Origin of the sequence: Sporomusa rhizae, assembly GCF_041428845.1 — a bacterium.
Classification (GTDB): domain Bacteria; phylum Bacillota; class Negativicutes; order Sporomusales; family Sporomusaceae; genus Sporomusa; species Sporomusa rhizae.
In genome coordinates, this window is the sequence record NZ_CP156925.1 from 5,552,190 (window position 1) to 5,570,427 (window position 18,238).

General features: G+C 45.8%; 18 protein-coding genes. 2 read left to right on the forward strand and 16 right to left on the reverse strand.

Going from position 1 to position 18,238, the window contains the following annotated elements:
* Positions 1–286: 286 nt before the first annotated feature.
* From SRRS_RS25940 to SRRS_RS25990, 11 genes are all read right to left on the reverse strand, one after another.
* Positions 287–1,591, reverse strand: a complete 1,305-nt coding sequence (locus tag SRRS_RS25940) for a TldD/PmbA family protein (protein ID WP_371364546.1) — start codon at positions 1,589–1,591, stop codon at positions 287–289.
* Positions 1,591–2,967, reverse strand: coding sequence for a TldD/PmbA family protein (locus SRRS_RS25945; RefSeq protein ID WP_371364548.1), 1,377 nt, complete (start codon positions 2,965–2,967; stop codon positions 1,591–1,593). Before SRRS_RS25945 ends, SRRS_RS25940 begins: the two co-directional genes overlap by 1 nt.
* 223 nt (positions 2,968–3,190) lie before the next feature.
* Entirely contained in the window at positions 3,191–4,540 is a 1,350-nt protein-coding gene (locus tag SRRS_RS25950; RefSeq protein WP_371364550.1) for an S-layer homology domain-containing protein, read from the reverse strand.
* Positions 4,541–4,618: 78 nt separating this feature from the next.
* Positions 4,619–4,771 (reverse strand): hypothetical protein, encoded by a 153-nt coding sequence (locus SRRS_RS25955; RefSeq protein WP_371364552.1) that lies wholly within the window; start codon positions 4,769–4,771, stop codon positions 4,619–4,621.
* 31 nt (positions 4,772–4,802) lie between these two features.
* On the reverse strand, positions 4,803–5,771 hold the full coding sequence (locus SRRS_RS25960) for an ABC transporter ATP-binding protein (RefSeq protein WP_371369930.1): 969 nt from the start codon (positions 5,769–5,771) through the stop codon (positions 4,803–4,805).
* Positions 5,765–6,748 (reverse strand): ABC transporter ATP-binding protein, encoded by a 984-nt coding sequence (locus tag SRRS_RS25965; RefSeq protein ID WP_371364554.1) that lies wholly within the window; start codon positions 6,746–6,748, stop codon positions 5,765–5,767. Before SRRS_RS25965 ends, SRRS_RS25960 begins: the two co-directional genes overlap by 7 nt.
* Before the next feature lie 11 nt (positions 6,749–6,759).
* A complete protein-coding gene (gene opp4C / locus SRRS_RS25970; RefSeq protein WP_371364556.1) occupies positions 6,760–7,692 on the reverse strand; it encodes an oligopeptide ABC transporter permease in 933 nt (310 codons plus the stop codon).
* Between the two features lie 12 nt (positions 7,693–7,704).
* Complete coding sequence (locus SRRS_RS25975; protein WP_371364558.1) at positions 7,705–8,673, reverse strand: ABC transporter permease; 969 nt, start codon at positions 8,671–8,673, stop codon at positions 7,705–7,707.
* A 50-nt stretch (positions 8,674–8,723) separates the two neighbouring features.
* Positions 8,724–10,436: an ABC transporter substrate-binding protein gene (locus SRRS_RS25980; RefSeq protein WP_371364560.1), complete on the reverse strand. Its 1,713-nt coding sequence runs from the start codon at positions 10,434–10,436 to the stop codon at positions 8,724–8,726.
* 94 nt (positions 10,437–10,530) lie between these two features.
* A complete protein-coding gene (locus tag SRRS_RS25985) occupies positions 10,531–11,643 on the reverse strand; it encodes an aminopeptidase (RefSeq protein ID WP_371364562.1) in 1,113 nt (370 codons plus the stop codon).
* A gap of 24 nt (positions 11,644–11,667) precedes the next feature.
* Positions 11,668–13,683, reverse strand: coding sequence for an OPT family oligopeptide transporter (locus SRRS_RS25990; protein ID WP_371364564.1), 2,016 nt, complete (start codon positions 13,681–13,683; stop codon positions 11,668–11,670).
* A gap of 452 nt (positions 13,684–14,135) precedes the next feature.
* On the opposite strand from SRRS_RS25990, the gene SRRS_RS25995 reads away from it, so the two are divergent.
* Together SRRS_RS25995 and SRRS_RS26000 are read left to right on the forward strand one after the other, a co-directional pair.
* Entirely contained in the window at positions 14,136–14,444 is a 309-nt protein-coding gene (locus SRRS_RS25995) for a helix-turn-helix domain-containing protein (RefSeq protein ID WP_371364566.1), read from the forward strand.
* Between the two features lie 376 nt (positions 14,445–14,820).
* The gene (locus SRRS_RS26000) at positions 14,821–15,195 is read left to right on the forward strand and encodes a helix-turn-helix domain-containing protein (RefSeq protein ID WP_371364568.1); all 375 of its coding nucleotides are present in this window, start codon (positions 14,821–14,823) and stop codon (positions 15,193–15,195) included.
* Between the two features lie 187 nt (positions 15,196–15,382).
* Here the strand turns inward: SRRS_RS26000 and SRRS_RS26005 are convergent, their stop codons facing one another.
* From SRRS_RS26005 to SRRS_RS26025, 5 genes are all read right to left on the reverse strand, one after another.
* Positions 15,383–15,739, reverse strand: coding sequence for a BhlA/UviB family holin-like peptide (locus SRRS_RS26005; RefSeq protein ID WP_371364569.1), 357 nt, complete (start codon positions 15,737–15,739; stop codon positions 15,383–15,385).
* Positions 15,740–15,959: 220 nt separating this feature from the next.
* Complete coding sequence (locus tag SRRS_RS26010; protein ID WP_371364571.1) at positions 15,960–16,169, reverse strand: hypothetical protein; 210 nt, start codon at positions 16,167–16,169, stop codon at positions 15,960–15,962.
* Positions 16,170–16,372: 203 nt separating this feature from the next.
* Positions 16,373–17,269, reverse strand: a complete 897-nt coding sequence (locus SRRS_RS26015; RefSeq protein ID WP_371364572.1) for a hypothetical protein — start codon at positions 17,267–17,269, stop codon at positions 16,373–16,375.
* Between the two features lie 274 nt (positions 17,270–17,543).
* On the reverse strand, positions 17,544–17,804 hold the full coding sequence (locus SRRS_RS26020) for a hypothetical protein (RefSeq protein WP_371364573.1): 261 nt from the start codon (positions 17,802–17,804) through the stop codon (positions 17,544–17,546).
* A gap of 39 nt (positions 17,805–17,843) precedes the next feature.
* On the reverse strand, positions 17,844–18,209 hold the full coding sequence (locus SRRS_RS26025) for a LuxR C-terminal-related transcriptional regulator (protein ID WP_371364575.1): 366 nt from the start codon (positions 18,207–18,209) through the stop codon (positions 17,844–17,846).
* Between the last annotated feature and the right edge of the window lie 29 nt (positions 18,210–18,238).

Consider the following 18,238-nt stretch of genomic DNA (forward strand, 5'->3'; position numbering starts at 1 on the left):
ATTTTTAGTACAAAAAAAGCACCACCAAACTTAGATAGAACAAATAACCGCCTATAAAAGCACCATGTCTAGTTCCGAACTTGACTTCTCTGTTATCGCTTCTTTAAACATTGTATTTATTCATACAAAAATTCCTTTATTTAATTTTATTGAATCAAATTAAATAAAGGAAAAAACAAACTATTGTTTGTAAATCTTTCTGCAATACAGTTTTTTTATTTAGTAGTTAATTCCTAGATTATTACATAAAAATTCAATTTGCTAAACATACCGTCCTCGACTTCTTCTACTCTGCCGTAATACAAACATTGCCAAGAACCGCGTAGGGATAGGTGGTCGCTGACGAATCAAGCGGTCCTCTGCCACCAACATCTTTAGTTTCGCGGGAAAATGCAATCAGGTGATCCCGGAAATGTTCGAAAGCATTCAATGAAAACATACAATTTTTTACCCGGCCAACGATGTTACCTTTTTCAATCTTTAAACCCAGGGATATGTTACCGCTGACATTGCCACTATACGAATTACCGCTCCAGGCGCCCATGGACTCCAGAATCAGCAATCCAGTGTCAATGTTCCGGATAAGTTCCCCTACCGAAAGTTCGCCGGGAGCCAATAACACATGATGGGCGGCCGGTCCATCAGCAGTACTGTTACCAGTGGAATCCCGGCCTAGTTCTTGCGCTGACTGGCAGTCTAAAAGAAACTGATTGACTGCTCCTTGTTCAATCAGAACATTTCGCCGAGTGGGAATACCGTCCCGGTCAAACGGTTTGCCGGCAACGGACAGCGGCAGCGTACCATCATCAATCAGCGTTACCCGGGAATCCAGCAGCTTTTCCCCCAACTTATCCTTCCAGGGCGAAATTTTGTTAACAATTGCCTTACCATTTAAGCACGCCAAAAAAGGAGCTGTTAAAAAACCAACTTGAGCCGGAGCAAAGATAACAGGATAGCTTCCCGGGGCAAATGGCACGATTTGCTTGCTCCACGCAAACTGTTGGGTGACTTCCTGCTTCAAGCCAACATAATCAAGCTGCGGCGATGTAGCGGCCAAAGGAATGGTAACCCCCAAGAAATCGTCACCTTGTATCAATTGTCCACCTAAAATTGCCTCCCAAACCGTTTTTTGATAGCGGTTATTAAAACCGGCGCTGTTAACCAGTGAAGCTTCTGTCTCTGTACGCCTGATGACAACTTCTGCAGCAATCCTGGCATCGTAATCGCAGACAGCTTGCTTCAGCTCTTTTGCCAAAACCAGCATTTGCTCCAGCCCAAATAAACCGCCGCTCTCACCTCTCTCAGGAATAACCGGCAGCGTGGAATTCCCGGGAAAATCAAAAGTAACAGGAATACCGAATGTAACGGTTTCCAGCGCATTGGCCAGCACTGCCGCTTCACTGCCCGGCTTGCTGGAAACAGCAATGCTGAGTCTGCCCGCCTTTATCACCCGCATCGTAGTGCAGCAATGCTCACTCTGCTTAAGGATCTCCAATTGACTGTCAGTAAATTTAACCTCCTGGGTACGGACTGTCTGCGTATATAATTCTCCCTGTACTTTCTGCGGCAGCCTTGCTAGAATATCAGTCATTATTTCGCACCTCCGACAATGACATTTTGAATGCGAATAGACGGGCAAACCCCGCTGACAGGAAGCCAGCTCTGCTCATTCTTGCCACAGCCGCCGGCGCTATCCCGTCCCTCGGCTTCGTCCCCAATCATGTCAATATTCTCCAAGGTTGTAAACACATTACCCATCAGTTTTACGTCCTTTACCAGTTCTGCCAGTCGTCCGTCGCGTATCATATACCCATACCCGGCATTGAAGGTAAACATTTCGCCGTTCGTTTCACCGCCGCCGCTACCCACGGCATAAACACCCAGTTTAACCTCTTTGAGCATATCATCAAAACTGCTTGTTCCTGGCGCAATACAGGTGTTGCGCATGCGGCAGATCGGCGGAAAGGTATAGTTCGTAGCGCGGGCGCTGCCTGTCGGCTGTTCGTTCATAATTCCGGCAGTCTCCCGTGAATGCAGCCGTCCCACCAAAATGCCATTTTTGATAAGATAAGTCCGTTCAGCCGCTACCCCCTCATCGTCATACCGCATTGCGCCACGATGTCCAAAATATTCACCGCTATCATAAATATGTAAAAAATCTTTTCCCAGCTTGCGGCCTAAAGCCAAATTCTCAAGCGCAGCCGGTTTTCTGTATATGCCGTCGGCTTCGCTCAAATGACCAAAGGCTTCATGAACGAACAAGCCCGCCAATTCCTGGTCGCAGACAACAGTATATACACCGGCTTTGACCTGGGGCGCGTCAAGCAGCCTGACGGCCAAAGCGCAAGCTTCCCGTAATTTATTATCGCAATTCAGCATACAATCAAAACCACTGGAACTGCCCCGTCCAATCCCCTGCGTAACAGTAACATCCCCCTTGCAGGCAATGGCCGACAGATAAGCACCGATATCCAGTTTTCTTTGTTTGATAAAAGTTCCGTCCGTGTTGACAAAGTATAGGTCACTATGGGTTTCTTTGTAGATAATAGATGCAGCAGTAATCGCCGGATGAAAATTCAGGATCAGCTCCTTATACCGGGTCAGGATACGGACTTTTTCCTCTAAAGTAATAGCTCCCGGATTCAGAGTATACTCAGGCATAAATTCTTCTTCAACCACCGGGACTGCAGCCAGCTTGCTTTCCCCGCTTTGGTACTCGCTCGCCAGCTTTGCCTGACGGCAAGCCGCTTTAATCATATCCGGCAGCTTGTCAAGCTTGTTGAAAGCGGCGAACCCCCACGCGCCTTTATAAAGCGCCCGGACATTTCCGCCGTATTTAATTTCTTTTAAGATTTGTTCCAGCCCGCGTCCGCGAAAAGTGATATTGAGATAATTGCTTTCTTCCAAGCGGATTTCGCAATAGTCGGCTTCCGCTAACTGCAAAGCCGCACGCAACATTTCTCGCATAATACATTCTCCCTTCTATTGAACATTATTTTCGGATAAAGTAGACTTAGCTTCAGTTGGGGTTTTAACCCCACCTGAAGGTTAGTCGCCCTTATCCAGGGACTTAGCCGCTCTTACTCCCGCTTGGAGAAGAGGGAGTCTTAGAGCGGGTTAGTCATCGGATAAAGCAAGGTATGCACGCTGGCTTTCGCATGCATACCTTGCGATAACACTTGCTTGTCCCTTAGAAGTAATAGGTGACAAAACCGCCATAGGCTTTGGCTTTATCGGAACCTTTAACCGCTTTCCAGTCCGTATAGTTGACATTAACCTTTACATTCTTAGCCGGACAATAATTAAACTCATAATAGAAACCCTTTTGGTTTTTATCCAGGTCCCAATCCGTCAAACCAGAGTCCATCAGAGCATTCTCCTCCAGGTGAGCATATTCAAGATACATACCATAGGAGCCCGGCTTAGACGTATTACAGTTCTTATAAGTAAGAATGCCGAAATAGCCTCTATTATCCTCATCCTTATTCGAACCGCCATAGATACCGGTTAAGACAAGATCCGGAGTAAGGTTATAGTTTAACGCGCTTTCCCAATACTTTTGCTTATGAAATTTTTCCCCGGAGCCAACCGGGTTTGCACTCATATAAGCACCTTTAAAGTTCAGGTTTTTAGTAAAATTATAATCTAAGTTTACGCCAGTCAAATTGTTATCGCCATACTCAGGCGCAGTGGTGATTATCTTGCCGTTCTTAATTTCATAACTGCCTTTTGAAATCTGATTGGCATTCAAGGTTCGGCCAAAGAAGCCCGTTACTTTAAGTTCTTTACCAAAGCCCACAGCCACACCATCAATCGGACCGCTATATTGGAACCCATTACCCGTATACAGCGGAATTTTCCCGGCTTCGAGTGTACCCCAGTTAAGATCACCATGAACATAAACACGGTTCAGTCTTATCGTGCCGTCAATTCCTTCATTGCCATAGGTGGCACGGTTATCACCGTCGAAAGCTTTTAGATAACTACTCCCGTAGTGACCGTCACTGGTTTTTAAGTCACTGATCTGTTGCAACCGGGTCTTGAATTGCCATCTGTCGTCGATTTTGCCGGTGAGCCATAAGCGGAGACGACCATCCACCACGTTATCTTTCGTTTTTACACCGTCTTCGTCAGTGGCATGCGTCCCGAGGTACCTGATCCGATATTCGCCATTGAATTTTACGTTATCAGATTTTGCCTCCATAGCAGCCATACGAACGCCGAGATTTTCCAGTTCGGAGGAATACTCAATAGAAAGCTTTTCAATTAACGCCTTCTGCTCATCAGTAGCTTTTTCCAGCTTCGTCAAAGCATTGGCCACGATTTGGGCCATTTCATAGCGAGTCAAGGTTCTTTCCCCGCGAAAAGTGCCATCACCATACCCGCTAACGATCCCGGCCTGATTTAATTTGGTCACGGCCTCATAGGACCAATGGTTGGCAGGAACGTCATTGAAGTGATTAACAGGAGCAGCCAGAGCAGTACCGGCAACGCTCATTATAAAAGTGGCCGCAAGAGCAAGGACAACTTGTTTTTTCATACTTATAACCATTCCTTTCGTTTTTCTCAAGGCACAAAATGGCACGAGCCAATTGCCTTTGAGCTTTATGGGGACTCACTAACACCAAAATCTCATCATGATCCAGATCACCACGCCGATACTAAAGCCAATTAACAGAATGACCGGTAGTAATATCATTACCTGGGCAATCATAACAGCCACAAGGTCTTTTCCGCCAATCCGGGTTCCGGCTTCGTCAATATCCTTCACCGCTTCTGCCTCCGCCAAAAATGTTCGTCTTCTAGATAACATGGCAGGCAACGAAATGGTCCTTGGCAATTTCCCGGTAAGCAGGAACTTCTTCCTTGCACCTGGGCGTGACATAGGCGCAGCGGGTATGAAATTTGCAGCCCGGCGGCGGGTTGGCAGGGTTCGGCGTATCCCCCTGCAATAGGATTCTCTGCCGCCTCACCGCAGGGTCAGGTATCGGCACCGCCGACAGCAAGGCCTTGGTATATGGATGAGCCGGATGATGGTATAATTCTTCTTTCGCCGCCATCTCCACCAAGGAGCCCACATACATCACACCGACCCGGTGGCTGATATGTTTTACCACGCTTAAATCATGAGAAATAAATAAATAGGAAAAACCCCGCTGCTGCTGCAAATCTCCCAGCATGTTAATAATTTGCGACTGGATGGAAACATCTAACGCAGATACCGGTTCATCGGCAACGATAAATTCCGGACTCAGGATCAAAGCGCGGGCAATCCCGATCCGCTGCCGCTGTCCGCCGGAAAATTCATGGGGATACCGTTTACTATGATAAGGCGCCAGCCCACAATCCTGAATGGCCTCAATCACCTTATCCCGCACCTCATTTCGCGGAACAATTCCATGGTCAATTAACGCTTCGCCGATAATATTTTCCACCGTCATTCTGGGATTTAAGGAACTAAAGGGATCCTGAAAAATAATTTGCATTTTCGGCCGCAGCCTGCGCAGCTGTTCTTTTTTGTAGCTGTATAAATCCTGGCCCTGAAAGAATACATTTCCTGCTGTCTTGTCCAATAGTCTTAGGATGGTTCTGCCTAAGGTTGACTTCCCACAGCCTGATTCACCGACAAGTCCTAAGGTTTCCCCCCGTCTGACGGTAAAAGATACATCATCAACCGCCTTAACATAGCCTACTGTTTTAGAAAATACGCCTTTCACAATGGGGAAATATTTTTTTAGATTTTCGACTTCCACTAACGTTTCACTCATGATATTTTCCCCTCCCCATACAGCCAGCAGGCCACCCGGTGGCCCTCACTTATCGTTATCAGCGGCGGTTCCTGTTCTCTACATTGCGAACAAACTTTACCGCACCGCGGCGAGAAGTGACAATCGGCGGGAAGATGCAGCGGGTTAGGAACCTGACCGGGAATAGAATACAGCCTGTCGGTATCTTGATGAATGGCCGGTTTCGACTGCAGCAGTCCGACAGTATAGGGATGCAGCGGATGCGCAAAAAGTTCCCTGACCGGAGCCGCTTCGACCACCTTGCCGCAGTACATGACAACCACATAGTCTGCCATTTCGGCAATAACGCCCAAATCATGGGTTATCAGCATAATAGCGGAATTTAATTGTTCCTTTAAGCCTCTCATCAGATCCAATATCTGGGCCTGAATCGTTACATCCAGAGCGGTGGTAGGTTCATCAGCAATTAACAGCTTCGGATTGCAGGCTATCGCCATGGCAATCATCGCCCGCTGCCGCATGCCGCCGCTTAGTTCGTGCGGATAGCAATTCACTATTTCCTCTGCCCGGGGTATCCCAACAAGTTTCAGTATTTCCACGGCTTTCCGGTTAGCTTCCGAATGATTCATGTTTTGATGCAGAATTAACACTTCACCAATCTGCTCGCCAATAGTAAATACAGGATTGAGTGAGGTCATCGGTTCCTGAAATATTACCGAAATGTCATTGCCGCGTATAGAGCGCATTTCCTCCTCACTTAAGTCCAGCAAACTTTTCCCCTCAAATAATATTTGTCCGTCAACAATCTTACCGGGAGGATTGGGAATAAGCCGTAAAAGCGACATAGCGGCAACACTTTTGCCACAACCTGATTCACCAACTACGCCCAGGGTTTGTCCTTCTTGTATCGCAAAACTAACATCATCTACGGCTTTGACGGTGCCCTCTTCCGTAAAAAAATAGGTCTTTACATTTTTAAACTCAACTAAATTTTCAGCCATTGCCCTTCCCCCTATTTCTTCAACTTAGGATCAAGAGCGTCTCTTAACCCGTCGCCGAACAGATTAATGGCCATTACCGTCAGTAAGATACATACTCCCGGGGGTACCCATAACCATGAATAATGCTGAATGGAGTAGAGGTCATTCACCACCTGGATCATATTGCCCCAGGACGCGGTGGGCGGCATAACTCCCAAACCTAAAAAACTTAATGCTGATTCGGTTAGAATAGCTGAGCCTATCCCTAAGGTAGCGGCAACAATAATCGCGGGAAAGGTGTTGGGCAGCAAGTGATTGAAAATTTTCCGTCTGTCCTTTAAGCCCACAGCCTCCGTTGCCTGCATAAATTCCTGTTCCCGCAGCGATAAAATCTGCCCGCGAACAACACGGCATATTACCGGCCAGGCAACTAACCCTAAAATTAACATGACCATATAGATTCGATACTGGGGCGAAACCTTGAAATCGGAAAGTATTGCGCCTAATACAATGAGCAGCGGTAAAAAAGGCAGACATAAGAATATATCAACACCGCGCATAATAATCCCATCAATTTTCCCACCGTAAAAACCGGCAACAGCCCCCAGGCCGCCGCCAATGACCACTTCTATGAGCACAGCGACAATGCCAATGGTTAAGGATATTCTCCCGGCATACATAAGTCTGGTAAACACATCCCGTCCCAGGTGGTCGGTGCCCAGTAGATGCGCGCCACTGGGTCCCATGAGTCTGCTGGAAAAATCCATGGATTCCATGGTATAGGGCGAACACCAGGGCCCGGCCACAGACACGATAGCGATAACCAGCAAAATAAACATGCCGCTTATAGCTAATTTATTTTTACTAAGCCGGTTCCAGACAAGCCTGCCGGGACTTACAGCCTTTTCCTGCTTATAATCCGGGTTGGGCTTGGGCTGTACTCTAACTTCTACTTTTGCCTCCATCCTTCTCTCCCCTTACTTAAGCCTAATTCTTGGATCTGCCAGAGCATAAGCGACATCTGCCAGCAGGTTCCCTACCAGGGTCAAAACCGCCAATAGCATATTAATACCCATAAGTAAGGGGTAATCCCGGTTATTCACTGCCAATAACGTTACCGGTCCGATGCCAGGCCACGAAAAAATCGTTTCGGTGATAATAGCACCCGCAAACAACACCGGCAGCGAAATACCCAACAGAGTAATGATTGGAATTAAGGCATTTTTCATAGCATGCTTATAGATAACAATCTTTTCCCCAAGTCCTTTGGCCCTTGCCGTCCGGATATAATCCTGTCTGATGACTTCCAGCATGCTTGTCCGAGTGTAGCGCATGAACATGGCTACTTCCATAAAAGTCAGGACAAAGAAGGGCAGCACCATATGATAGAGTACATCCGTAAATTTGGCAAAACCGGTTGCGCTGCTGCCGGTGGTAACCATACCGCCTACCGGGAAAATCGGCAGATCAATCGCCAGCCATTTGATCAGCAGCATAGTCATGAAAAATGAGGGGATCGATATCCCGACCATGGCCAACACGGTAAAAAAGTAATCAAAAGCAGAATACTGCCTGGTCGCAGAAAGAACACCAATCGGAATCGCGCACAGCACCGCAGCAATGAGCGACGCCAGCCCCAGATAGAACGAATTCCAAATATAGCTGTTCATCACTTTGCCCACAGGCTGCTTATATTTATAGGAATCACCGAAATCGCCCTGAATCGCCCCCAGGGCCCAATAGCCGTACTGCACGATTTGAGGCTCATCCAAATGGTATAAATGCCTTAGCTGCTCCTGTTTTTCTATAGACATCTTCGGATTACTTTGCACCATATTGGTAACCACATCGCCAGGGGCCATAGTAAACAAAATATACAGAATTATCGAAACACCGAACAATACAGGAATCATCTGAAGTACCCTGCGCATTATGTACTGCCGCACGTCCTCCCGCCTTTCCTTAAAACGTATGCCAAAAGCATTGACTTACCGGCTTATATTATTTCAGCCTGCCATAAGTCATAAGTAAAGTTCCGGTATGGCGATATGCTGATCCCCTGCACTCTGGCATTAATGGGATACATATCACGGCGCTGATACATAAAAATATACGGAAGGTCTTCATTGAGTTCCTTATATAATTCCTGGTACACTTGCTTGCGCTCTGCCAGATTCGTTGTGGCTAAGCCTTTTTCCAGCAAGGCATCGACCTTGGCATTGCTGTAATGTAAATAATTCTGTGTCCCCTTGGTTTTAAATATAGTCGAATTATCAGGGTCGGTATTCAGACCCCAGGCCATAAAGAACATTTCCGCCTCACCGGATTTTTGTTTCCTCACGACCCCATTGAATTCCATCTGTTCAGGAACAAACTTTATCCCTAACTGTTCATAATTCTGCTTGGCCACAGGAATAAGCGCGTCATTTACCGGATTGGGACTAGAAGCAGTGAAATGAATGATAAATTTCTTGCCATCCTTTTCCCGGATACCGTCCGCCCCTTTTCGCCAGCCGGCTTCCTCCAGCATCTGAGCCGCTTTTTCCGGATTATACTCATAGGTATTGACATCAGGATTAAAGGCCCAGCCAACCTTGGACTCCGGTTCATTGGCCACATCGGCATAGCCTTCGTACACAGCATCAACAACCTGTTTGCGATTGAGGCCATACGCTAAGGCCTGACGTACCTTACGGTCACTAAACATGGGGTTGGCTATGTTCATGGCCATATAACCGTAACCATTGGTCGGATGCATCTGAATAGTAAGAAAACCGGCCGTTTTTAACTGCGCAACATTTCTGGCATTTACCGTGACCTCGTCCAGATCAATTTCACCGCTGCTCAGCATCTGAATTCTGGTATTTTCATTCGTAGCTTTGTAAATAACATTCTTTATTTTGGGTTTGCCTTTCCAGTAATTCTCATTCGCGGTTAGAATCGTTTCGATTCCTTCCTTATATTGAACAAACTTATACGGCCCACTGCCCATGGGCGCCCGGTGCAATTTTTTTATCCCTTCGGTATTACCCTGTTTGTAGTCTTTGCCATAATAGGCTTTAGACAAAATGGGCGAAAAGTACTCCGTGAAACTGTAAAGAACAGAAGCATTCGGTTTCTCCAAAACAAACTTAATCGTATACGGATCAATAATTTGTATTCCTTCAATCGTCGTGGCTATGCCGTCATGATATGCCTTACAGCCCTTGATGAAAGAAGAAAACACATCGTTGGGTCCGTCATAACTGCTGTCAGACAATATGTAATAACTAAAGGCAACATCCTCCGCCGTCACCGGACTCCCGTCATGAAAAGTAGCATTTTTGCGCAGATGAAAGGTATATTCCAACCCGTCGGCGGAAATCTCCCACTGTTCGGCCACACCAGGCACCGGCTGCCCTTGCGGGTCCTTGCCCAGAAGATAATCAAATATTGTTGTATTGATTTTGTTATCATAACTAGAGTCTGCATATAAGGGGTTTAACACCCCATCCGGCGTATCTACACCGATAATTAACGTGTCTTTGCGGCTTTTCGCCAGGTCAGGATTTTTTTCCGGCTGTTCCGCCTTAATAACCTCGGTGAGCTTGCTCGACAAATCGCCTTTTTGTTCCACAGTCTTGGCGGTTTGGCCGCCGCCGCATCCGGTCATAGCTACCGCCAGGGCCAGCATGGCTGCCAGTACAATACTTAACTTTCCTCTTTTCATCTTTACGAACATTCCTTTCGCTACTTTCAGGCACAACACGTTATGAAAATGCCTGAGCCTTTAATCCTCCCCCACCATTCAGGCACCGTAATCCTTACAACAGGTTTTCCGGATTTAATCCGGCAAGTTCCGGGATGACAAACACGCCGTCTTTGCGGATGAGCCGGTCGTCAAACCAGATTTCCCCGCCGCCATACTCCGGCGTCTGGATACAGACCAAATCCCAGTGAATGGCGGAACGGTTGCCGTTATAGGCGTCCTGATAACAACTTCCCGGAGTGAAATGGAAACTGCCCCGTATCTTTTCATCAAATAACGTATCTTTCATGGGGGTTGTGATATAGGGATTAACGCCCAGCGCAAATTCGCCAATATAGCGGGCACCCTCGTCAGTATCCAACACTTTATTTAGTTTTTCGGTTTGATTGGCCGTAGCTTTTACGATTTTTCCATTGACGAACTCAAAACGGACATTTTCATACGTAATACCGCCCTGCAGGGAAGGCGTATTATAGGCGAGATAACCGTTGACGGAATCTTTTACCGGCGCCGTATACACTTCCCCGTCGGGAATATTCATCAGGCCGGAGCATTTCACCGCCGGAACGCCCTTAATGGAGAAATGTAAATCCGTACCTGGGCCGACAATATGGACTTTATCGGTAACCGCCAGCAAATGGATTAACGGCTCCATGGCCTGATCCATTTTGGCATAATCGAGATTGCAGACGTCGAAATAGAAATCCTCAAACGCTTCACTGCTGGTATTGGCTAATTGGGCCATCGAGTGATTGGGGTAGCGCAGCACGCACCACTTGGTTTTCGGCACGCGGATATCCGTATGCACCGGCTTGGTCCAGTATTGCTGGTACCATTGCATTTGCTCGGTGGGAACATCGGACAGCTCGCAGATATTCGGAGCGGCGCGCACGCCGATATAGGCGTCCATACTGTCCATTCGCTGGGATTCCCACAAGGCTATCATTTTTAGCTGCTCAATCGTTGCCTCTCTTAGCAGTTGACGAATTATTCTGTTATTTTTAACGGTAACAAACGGCATCCCGCCGACCCGGTAAGCTTCTTTCACCAAGGCTTGCGCCAGCGGCAGTCCCTCGTCAAACACTTCAATCAAGATCTTCTCTTGCGGCCGCAGACGAACCGAGTACCCAATCAGATTTTTCGCTAACTCGTGGACTCTTTCATCCATGATAAAACCCTCCTTTTTTTTGTGTTACTCCTCGCAGGATTTTGGTCTGGTAGCATACCAGATAAAGTAGGAACATAGCAAACCATACATAATGAGTGACCAGAATTCCGGATTTTCGGTGTGTCCCCAGGGCAGTGCGGCAAAATCATAGCCTGCTACACGCAGACAGGCACTGAGTACTCCCATCAGGGAACCTCCGGCAACGAAGCCGGAACTTATGAGTATACCGCGGTGATGGCGGAGTTTATTGAGCAGACTGTCTTTGCTCCGGCTAGAGACAATATAAGAAATCAGACCGCCAATTAAGAGCGGAAGATTCAATTCCAGCGGAATATACAGTCCCAGGCCAAAGGCCAGCGCCGGTACTTTCATCATATCCAGGAAAACAGCCAACCAGGCTCCCACAATATACAGCATCCAGGGCGCAGCCTGACCGGACATCATCGGCGAAATAACCGCAGCTACCGCATTGGCCTGCGGCGCTACCAGCGAGCCCTGGCCGGAAAAGCCAAAACTTTTTGCCAGTAACATCACGACTCCGGCCGAAATAAAAGCAGAAATGATAATACTGATGAGTTTCCATTCCTGCATCTTCCGGGGCGTAATCCCCAGCCAAAAGCCAGCTTTCAGGTCGCCAACAAAACAACCGGTCATAAACAGGCAAGAACAAACAACAGCTGCCATTAGCAGCACCACCATAATGCCTGCATCCCCCACCAGTCCTGTGCTGATCATGGCTTGCGCCCCAATAAGAATCGTCAGCAAGGTTAAACCGGATACCGGCTCCGAGGCGGTAAAAGCAATGGAGGTAGTACCGACAACAGAGAAGAGAAATGAGCCCACTAAGAGAACCGCCGTAATCAGCACAGACTGGATCCAGGTATCTGCATAGGTTGATTTCATAATAACCGTAAAGATAACTGCAACCGCAGTGATTGCGCCCATGATCCAAGGCATGGGAAGATCGCGTTGGGTACGTAACACTTCCCCGCTCTGGGAACGGGTTTTCAATATTCCGGTAAGGGCATCTTTGAAAGCAATACCGATAAAGGGAGCCATTTTGAAGACGCCCAGTATCCCGGACATCGCCAGGGTACCAATACCGATGAATCTAACGTAGTTACGGAATATTTCTTCCGGGGACATGGTTTTAATCAGTTTTACCACATTGTTTCCTACCGGAACCGTTTGACCGTCAGCAAAAAAATTGACAAAGGGAATCAGGCACCACCAGCCGAACAGCGAACCGGCGGCAATAATGGCGGCATAACGCAGTCCTGTCATATAACCCATAGCCAGCACAGCTGCTTCTACGTCAATGGCAAGAAGCATTTTATATTGACCGGCCACCTGTTCCCCTAACGCACAGAACCGGGACGTAAATACCGAGTTCCACCAGCCAAAAGAATTGGTGATAAAATCAGCCAGACCGCCCACGATACTGCTGCTCACCAGCACTTTCAGGCTGCTGCCTCCCTGCGAGCCGGATAGTAGTATTTCCGTAGTCGCCAGTGAGCCGGGAAACGGATACCTGCCATGCATATGCTGAACAAAATAGTTACGCAAAATGATGGCGTAGGCAATGCCCAAAACGCCGCCCAGAATGGTTGTCCAGACAAATTGGCTGTACGAATTTTGCATTTGTAAAATGAACAACGCCGGTAAGACAAAGAGAATGCCGGAATTCACCATGGAACCGGTAGAACCGATACACTGCATTATGGTATTTTCACCTAAGACATTTTTTCGCCCGAGAACGGCTGCCAGACCAATGCCAATCGCGGCAATCGGCACATCGGATGTTATGCCCTGACCGACTTTGAGCGGCATGTAAGTAGCCGCCACAGTGAATATAGCGCCGAGTACCAGCCCCAACGAAGCGGAATACAGGGTTACTTCCTTATATTCCTTCTGTGGCGATAAAACGGGCACATACTCTTCTCCGTCCGCTAGCGGGGTAAAGGCATTGTCGGGCAGGGCCTGTACCTTTTCTTCCACCTCCGAATCAATTTGAAACTTTCCAACCTGGGGATGAGCCATAGGGTAAGCCTCCTTGTTTATGGTATTACGTGTTAAGGCCGCATCGTTTTTTGCAGTTGTATTTACGTTTCAAAGTGGATAGGCTATAATAAAATAGGTGTAAAATTTTTCTTTTGCGCTTTCATGCTATACCGCATTTTGGGCGCAAAAAACCAGCAGCATGTGTGCTTGGCGGTACAATGCTGCTTTTTGGATTAGGTTGTCACCTCGCTTTTAAATGGTTTGGGGACAGGTAATTAAAAATCACACTCCTTTTTTTAGTTGATTTTGAATCAACCTTTTTTGTTGTACAAACATCTTACTCTCGTTTTTATGTGCTTATAATTCACACCATACGGTTATTATAGTGATTTATATTCACAATGTCAATATTTTTTGTTCCTATAATTCACTAATTTTGTATTAATTTAGGGAATAATATAGAAAATGAAATTTTACAGGAGATAGCTAGCATGAATATTGGCGAACGTTTACGTTTTTTACGAGAGCAATCAGGCATATCCGGTAAAGCACTGGCGGAAAAGATTGGTCTTGTGCCTTCGCAAATTAATAAGATAGAACATAATGTTACTAAACCATCCATAGACTCTCTAGAACGTATTTGTACTGCGCTTGGCATTCCTCTGAGTGAATTCTTTGCAGTTGAAAAAACTGAAATAGAACCAGAATTGCAACGGTTTCTTCACTCTGCCAAGAAACTTACCCCGGCTGAAAGAGAGAAATTTATTGAATTAATTGACCTTATGAAAAGTAATGATTAATGGCTCTTATTCACGATAAGACCGCATCGTTTTTATAATTGGATTTACGTTTTAAAGTGGTTAGGCTATAATAAAATAGATGTAAAGTTTTTCTTTTGGACTTTAATGCCATATCGCATTTTGGGTACACGAAACCAGCAGCATGTGTGCTTGGCGACTTGCAATGCTGGCTTTTCAACTAGGTCTCACCTCACTTTTATTAATTTACGGACAAACTATTATAGATCAGCTCCTTTCTACCTTTTAACACCCTAAAACAGACTTTAGGCTATTTGAAATATTTTTTCTTGTTTTAATTTTACTTAAATATTTACTTAAAGTCAAGCAAATATTTAAGTAAAATGTTAATTTACAACTCCTTTCAAGGAGGATTTATATGGACAATGCTGAAATAGTAGAACGCCTTAAACAGATACGCAAAGAAACCGGCCTTTCAATGGACAAATTTTCGAAAGCATTAGGGATTCAATCAAGCGGAAATATTAGTGCCTGGGAATCTGGTCGGGCGCTTCCCGGTGCTATAGCGTTAAAGGCTATTCATGATGTCTTTGGTTATTCCGTTGATTGGATACTTACAGGCAACAACTCAACTGCTTGCTCGAAATCTGAAAGTCCAAAAGTTTTTCGTACTGAACTTTTGCAAATATTTGATTCACTTACTCCCGATAAGCAGGCAATCTTACTAGGCACGATCAAAACCATTTTGCAGAACTCTGCTGTGAATTCATCAGGTAAAGACAAGATATATTGATAACCTCGTCTGTAGGAAGATTAAAACAATAAACCAAATTAATTCACCTAACAAAAAAAGCGGAAAATTCCACGTTTAAGGAATTCTTCGCTTTTTGCTATATTCGCCTTGTTTATGTCAGCCAAGACGTAACCAGTATCATTCAACCCTTGGTATTCATGGTTAGGCGGATCTTTAGAAATCTTTTTTAGTTAGTGTTTTCGCGCAGCCTGACGTCCCCAGCCGCCATCTTACCTCCGGCGTGTTCGGGGTCAGTACATGTTTTGTCCAACTTTCTTTTCCTCTTTCTGGATACCATTAAGTCCTCAATGTCCTCAGCTCTGGCCTTTACGTCATAAACCGCATCTTTCATGCTCAACAGGCTATCATTGACATTGTTCAATGTTTTGGTTTGCTCTGCTAACGTACCTTCAATTATCTCCATCAATCGTTCTTCCCGCTTGCCACTATCCTTCATGACATAGATAACTAAGGTTATCGCAAGTATTGCCCAGGCGGTGTTTGGATTTCTTGCTATCTCTCCAAATGGAATTATTTGTTCCATACTCCACCCCTCATTTCCTACATTTTTAACATCCTAGAAACTAACAAAAACCCGTTCAATAAAATAACCGCTTACTGACGTCAAGGTTCGCGCGGGCTAATAGTTGCCCAGCTTGACCAAAAAGCTAAAAGACGCGGCAAGGAAAATCAATCCACGCCGCGTCCTATTATCCATCAATGTATCCTCTCACAAAATTGTGTTCCTACATTTCTTAGGATAACTAATCCCGATACCTGGCTTCCCGGTCCTGGATCCCTCCGTATAAATCAACATTATCGTAAAAGCGGTGATTGCTACGTTTCCAGTAAATATCCAGAGTATTAAGCTGCGTATGCAATTTTTTGGCTTTATCGTGAATTTCGTTCGCAGGCAATTCGGAATACTCTTCACGGTAGATGGTTTTCAGCATTTCCAATGTATAATATTTCATAGGTTTTATCCCAGCCTTCCTTTATCTGTCCCTATAAAGCTGCACCATTGAAAAAGACAAGATATAAAGGACCGCTATCCACCTGGTATATGACCAAATTGGAGCGATCCTTTATATGTACGCAGTTGCCTGTCAACCTGCGTTACTAAAACCTCTGCGCCTTACCCTGTACAGAATTGGAATGGAGGCTACTACAATTTACTTTAAAATTTTACCTTCAGGGCGCTCAATACATTCTGGATGTCATTGAACACAGTCGTAGAATCGGAACCGGCAAACAATAATCCTACCGCTTCGTTTTGGTTATTAAGCACCAATGACCCGCTGTCGCCTCCCTGGGACATTGCACCGGCCACGATCTGATCCTTGAAAGTAGCTGTACCAATGCCCATATTCACCTTTACTGTGGTATGCACGGTGTCGATAGTGCCTGTTGTCAGCCCGGTAGTCCGGCCGCTTTTCTTCACATCCATACCTACCGCGGCCTGAGCAACCCCGGCAACTTTACCAATTTCCATGATTTCATCGATTATGAGATCATTGCTTATCGGCTTAGCTACTGCACAATCTACCAGATTCGTTTTCGAGCCCGAACCGTAATAAACCGGTACAAACCGGTGCAAGTGGGCAATCGTATCCGCCGAGGTACCTCCGTCATAACTACCCGGTTGATATATTGCATCACCAATGGTGCTTCTGCCGTCACGCCCATTGGTTACATTGGCCAGAACGTGATTGTTTGAGAGAATAAGTGGATCACCTGTTTGATTGTCGTAAACCATTGCGCCGAAAGTACCGGCGGTAATTTTGTAATGACCAATGCTGATGCCAGGACATGCCGGCCGTTGTTTATCGGTACGTCCAAGAAGTTTAATTTCCCCTACTTCTCTGACATCGGTAACTACACCATCCAATTCGGCAGGAACCATGCTTGCTTCCGGCAAATAAGCTTTGTCCACTTTCTTAACAACCAAAGCGACAATGGCAGGTGTTTGAGAAACAATACCATTCTGCACTTTGCAGCCGATACCTACACCGACTATATTGGGCAGGTTAAAAATCCGGTCTTGATGTTTTTGCATTACCTTTAACTCTTCCATTAATAAGCCCTCCTAAAATTTTGATCGCCAACGAAAAGACTCTCTGCATACCCTGAAAGCTTGTCCCTTCCTTACTCGCCAGTACCGTCTCTATCCGGCTGTGATCTGTTTCTGACGTGGTATTCAGAGATTTCCTCTCACTCTTTATCCGTACATCGCAAGCAGAATTGGACTATGACAATCAAAAATTTTTACTGTAGAAAAGCGTAAGCCCCCACAATAGTGAGGGCTTACACGGTTACTATGAAATTTAATAATATACTGGACAAGCAGGTCATGTTTTCCCCATGTTTCCTAACAGCTTAGGTTCGCCTACCACTATAACATCTGTTTCTACACCGTCCAACTCGGCTGGAATCATGCTTTCCGGCGTTAAATGGCATCTAGCCACTTTATGGGTTACCAGTACCACTACGGCAAGTTCACCAATAATCTCGCCCTCCCTTACTTTTTTACCAATACCCACGCCTACCACATTCGGCAGAGTAAGCAACCAGTCACAATGTTTTTCTAGTACAACCACTTCTTTTCTCATAACATTCTCTCCTTACGTCTAACCAATAACTTCCCTGCTTTACAATATCACCCGGTCTTTATCTACATATTTTATAGAATTTAGATACGCGGTAATACGTGAAATTGCAGCGCCAAAATGACCCTTGAAGGTTGATTTGCTTATGTTAAGTTTGCGACTGATTAAAGTAGGCGAATAACCTGTTTTAACTAACTCAACGATTGCCCGCTGCCGTGAGGTCAGCGTAATGACGGCCCGATCGATATCTGCCAACATGCAAATAATTTCTTCCATATTTTGATAATTAGTTATTCCACTGGCACGTATTTGTTCAAAACGGGAGATTCCCACTCCAGCGGTGCTACGAAGTTCGTGATACCGCTCAAGGGTACGTTTTACCTGCTTTAGCGTGTAACTACTGTCCATAACTTATTTACTCCCCTTGTATCCATTTT